This window comes from Serratia sp. MMO-28 (assembly GCF_037199905.1).
Lineage (GTDB): Bacteria > Pseudomonadota > Gammaproteobacteria > Enterobacterales > Enterobacteriaceae > Chania > Chania oryzae.
Genome location: NZ_JBBCVB010000159.1, coordinates 1 through 207 on the forward strand (window position 1 = coordinate 1; position 207 = coordinate 207).

Sequence of the window (207 nt, forward strand, 5' to 3'; positions counted from 1 at the left end):
CTGGATCCATAACACCCGCCTGCCGGGCGTGAGTGCCGATGGTCTGGGAGTCCAGCAGACCGGCAGCCGCCATCTGATTGAGGTGAAAGTGGGGGCGGAAGGCAAGCTGAACAACAACCTGAGCCTGTGGGGCAACCTGACGCAGCAGATAGGGCAGAAAGGCTATGATGACAAGGCGGCGATGCTGGGGGTGAAATACAGCTTCTA

General features: G+C 59.4%; 1 protein-coding gene. It reads left to right on the forward strand.

The genetic code is table 11. The features are described 5' to 3' along the window. On the forward strand, nucleotides 1–207 hold a 207-nt coding region (locus tag WG891_RS26975), incomplete at both ends, for an autotransporter outer membrane beta-barrel domain-containing protein (RefSeq protein ID WP_337265148.1).